Annotated in this window: 2 protein-coding genes and 1 CRISPR repeat array; both genes read left to right on the forward strand. The window is 61.3% G+C overall.

The window, feature by feature from the left end; all coding sequences use genetic code 11:
- The first annotated feature begins 371 nt into the window (after window positions 1-371).
- The gene (locus tag GWP04_12235; GenBank protein NIA26313.1) at window positions 372-1,793 is read left to right on the forward strand and encodes a DNA mismatch repair protein MutS; all 1,422 of its coding nucleotides are present in this window, start codon (window positions 372-374) and stop codon (window positions 1,791-1,793) included.
- Window positions 1,790-3,301 carry a DNA mismatch repair protein MutS gene (locus GWP04_12240; GenBank protein NIA26314.1) on the forward strand — a complete coding sequence of 504 codons (1,512 nt, stop codon included), beginning with the start codon at window positions 1,790-1,792 and terminating at the stop codon, window positions 3,299-3,301. Before GWP04_12235 ends, GWP04_12240 begins: the two co-directional genes overlap by 4 nt.
- Window positions 3,302-3,767: 466 nt before the next feature.
- A CRISPR array of direct repeats spans window positions 3,768-4,099; the repeat unit is 27 nt; unit sequence GGTTCACCCCCACGGGCGTGGGGAAGG.
- Window position 4,100 lies beyond the last annotated feature (1 nt).

Raw genomic sequence — 4,100 nt, forward strand, 5'->3', positions numbered from 1 at the left:
CGCTGGTATCCTGCAGTCGAGGTGATGAGGCCCGCCTAAATGCCGCGAAGCGGCTGATGGCTTCTAACGAACAACCGTTGGAAAGCTGATGGCGAGCGATAACCACTTCGGACCCGATTCGATCTCCCTGATAGCTGCTGCACCAGGTCGGCGCGTCCCAGCAGCGAAGCCTTGCACCCGATCGTGCGACGGAGCTTCGCGAGCGCCTGTCGACGCTGTCCTCATCCGTTCCGCAACTCTCGAAAAGGACGGCTCGCCAAGTGCAGTTTCATAGCATCCTCTTTGAGCAGCTTGCCGACAGTGGTGACGACGATGCGCGGGAAGCGCCGTCGTTCTTCCGTGACTTGAACCTCGATCAGGTCCTGGAGTCCATGGTCGACGGTCGAGAGGAATATCACCTGGAAGCACTCTTCTACTCGCCATTGACCACCGTTGCGCCTGTGCTCTATCGGCACGAAACCCTGCAGGATCTGGAGAAGAGGGAAGTTCGCAGCTGCGTCGAAGACTTCTCCGAGAGAATGCAGGAAGTGCGCACCCATCTGATTCGGGCTGCGAAGTTGCGCCACAAGTACGAGACGGAGCGTTGGTTCTTGGACGCGGCCGAGGCGTATGTGACCGCCGTGAACACCTTGAAAGAGGAGCTGATGCTCTGCGAGCTCGACTCGCGCGCCTTGGCGGGGCTTCGCGAGTATCTGGAGACCTACGCCCATTCGTCCGACTTCTCGACGTTCGCAGTCGAGACGCAGAAGATGAGAGACAATCTCGCTTCGGTCGCGTACCGCGTCCATATCAGGGGGAGTCGCGTCGAAGTCGGCGCCTACGACGGCGAGCCGGACTACACACCCGAGGTTGAGCGGACGTTCGCGAAGTTCCGGCAGGGCGATGTTGACGACTACACGGTCAAATACGTGGACAGGGTCGGGATGAACCATATCGAAGCGCGGATCCTCAACCTGGTCGTCCGGCTGAATCCTGCCGTCTTCTCGGCTCTCGACGACTACTGCGTTCGCCACGAGACGTTCCTGGACGACACCATCGTTCGATTCGAGCGAGAGGTTCAGTTCTACCTGGCGTACCTGGAGTTCATTGGGCGCTTCAAGGCGGCGGGACTGTCCTTCTGCTACCCGCAGGTGTCTTCGGGATCAAAAGATATCTATGCCCGTGAGGCCTTCGACGTGGCGCTGGCGAACACGCTCGTGTCTGGCAAGCAGATCGTGTGCAACGACTTTCACCTCGAGGGCGCCGAGCGCATCTTGGTCGTGACCGGGGCCAACCAGGGCGGCAAGACGACGTTTGCCCGAATGTTTGGCCAGTTGCACTACCTGGCGAGTCTGGGCTACCCCGTGCCGGGCAGTGAAGCGCGTCTGTTCTTGCCGGACCAGATCTTGACGCACTTCGAGCGGGAGGAGGACGTCGAAACCTTGCAGGGGAAGTTGGAGAGCGACCTCGTGAGGATTCGTGACATTCTTCAACGAGCTACGAGCAGCAGCGTCGTGATCCTGAACGAGTTGTTCAGCTCCACCACGGTGAAAGATGCCCTGGTCCTCGTTGCGGCAGTGATGAGCCAGATCAGGGAGCTCGACCTCCTGGGGGTGTGTGTCACGTTTCTCGATGAGATCGCCTCTCTCGGCGAGAGCACCGTCAGCATGGTGGGCATGGTGGACTCCGAGGATCCGTCGGTGCGCACGTACAAAGTCGTCAGGCGGCCTGCCGATGGGCGCGCCTACGCGATGGCGCTTGCTGCGAAATACGGGCTGACCTACCCACAGCTGAGAGAGCGCGTGACATCGTGAAGGTCTACCTGATGCACAGAGATCGGGACTTCGACACGCAAGCGGAATTTCCCCCGAACACCGACGCCCTGTCGCGAGATCTCGGGCTGGATACGCTGTTCGGCGCCATGGCCGGCGGCGACGCCTTCGTGCTCGACGTCGTGAAGAGGGCCGTTCTGTCGAGCCTGGTCGATCCAGATGCGATCGTCTACCGGCAGGATGCTCTGAGAGATTGTCTGGACCATCCCTCGGTCGTGAGGGAGATCTACGACGTCGCCGTGGAAGCGATCGAGGCCGAGAAGAAGGTTCGGTGGGGCCTGTTCAGGGATTCGCCCGAAAGGATCCTTGCGCGGTCTCTGCGGGTGCTCCAGGTCCTTGCCAGTTCACTCAGGCGGCTGAGAGAGATCGCGGATCAGCACGCGGGGGAGTTTCAGTCTGAAGGGTTTGTTCGGTTCTTCGGAATGCTTGAGGCCGAGCTGACCGATGAGTACCTGGACACCGTCGACTTTCATCTGCGGGAACTCACGTTTCAGCACGGCATTCTGATCAGCGCCGAACTCGGCCAGGGGAACGTGGGCACTCGCTACGTGCTCCGGCAACCGTTGGTGCGGAGCTGGGTTGAGCGGCTCCTTGGTGGACACAACCGGTCCAAGTTCAGTTTCGTCATCCCCGAGAGGGACGACAACGGTTTCAAGGCGTTGACGGAGCTGACGAACAAGGGGGTCAACCGTGTTGCGAGCGCGGTCGCGCAGTCGGCAGATCATGTGCACGGCTTTGTCGCCATGTTGCGTGCAGAACTGGCCTTCTACCTCGGTTGTCTCAATCTGCACGAGGAGCTCTCCAAGAAGGATGAGCCGACATGCTTTCCGGTTCCCGTGCCTTCCGAGGAGGTCGCGTTCACCACGCGAGGTCTGTACGACGTTTGTCTGGCGCTCAATGTGGAAGCGAGAGTGGTTGGCAACGATGTGAACGGGGACGGCGAGTCGCTCGTGATGATCACCGGCGCCAATCAAGGCGGGAAGTCGACTTTCTTGAGGAGTGTGGGTCTCGCGGAGCTGATGATGGGATCTGGCATGTTCGCTCCTGCGGGGCAACTTCGTGTCAGCGTTTCTGCCGGCGTCTTCACACACTTCGAACGGGAAGAGGATCCGACCATGAGGAGAGGCAAGCTCGAGGAAGAGCTCGAAAGGATGGAGGAGATCGCCGAGGCGATCAGGCCAGGCAGTCTTCTGCTGTGCAATGAGTCATTCGCCTCGACAAACGAAAGGGAAGGCTCGGAGATCGCGCGCCAGATCGTACGCGCCTTGTTGGAGAGGGGCGTCAAGATCTTCTTCGTGACCCACATGTTCGATTTGGCGGAGGGGTTCCAGCGTCTCGAGACCAACGCCGCCCTTTTCCTTCGGGCAGAGAGGAAGCAGGACGGTCGGCGAACCTTCAGGATGATCGAAGGTGAGCCCCTGCCGACGAGCTACGGCGAAGACCTGTATCGGCGCATCTTCGGCACGTCTCCCGGTGCGGCCGGGGGGTAGGTCAGGTCAGGGTGCCACGAAAGTGCCGGCGATGAGGTTCGGAAGGAGTTGGCATCGTCGGCGTCGGTCAGGCGTGCCGCGAGGAGTGTCCGAGCGCACCTACCGGGCAGGAGGATCGGGCTTTGGATGCAGCAACCAGCGCCCTGGTCTGTAGGTGGGGCACGATACTGCCTTCAGCGTTCTCAACGGCCGTGGCATCTGTGTTTCAATCCCTGTTTGATCCGTAGATCGGGCGCGATGACGACCAGTCAACGATGGACGTGTCCACCTCAATGGAGTCCGCCCGTTGTCGAGCGGGTGTCAATGGCCATTGGTTTCTCTCCGCTGGCGGCCATCGGTGTTCCCCGCGTGCGGTCATCGGTTCTCCCCACGGACGGCCACGGTTTTCCCCGCGCTGTTGCACGTGGGTGGTGGTATCACCCCCTTGCCTTGGGTGGCGTCAGCGAGTCGGATTGATTCGCCTTCGGTGACCACGATGTGGGTGTGGGGAAGGCATCGTCACATCACCCACATCCGTCGCCGTACCAGGTTCACCCCCACGGGCGTGGGGAAGGCTAATCCTCACCTTCGCATACGACGGGTACCTGGGGTTCACCCCCACGGGCGTGGGGAAGGCCCCCGCTCGGCCGTCCCGACCGCACCCGGCACCGGTTCACCCCCACGGGCGTGGGGAAGGCATCAACGGATCTGACACGTCCACGGCACCGCTCGGTTCACCCCCACGGGCGTGGGGAAGGCGCCGATGGCGCTTCCAGAACTTCACGACGTTCCGGTTCACCCCCACGGGCGTGGGGAAGGC

The sequence above is a fragment of the Gammaproteobacteria bacterium genome (assembly GCA_011682695.1).
GTDB lineage: Bacteria > Actinomycetota > Acidimicrobiia > Spongiisociales > UBA4744 > BMS3Bbin01.

What these genes read in the sequence shown, in the direction of transcription:
- GWP04_12235 (NIA26313.1), top strand. Translation starts at nt 372, where the DNA reads ATGGTCGACGGTCGAGAGGAATATCACCTGGAAGCACTCTTCTACTCG.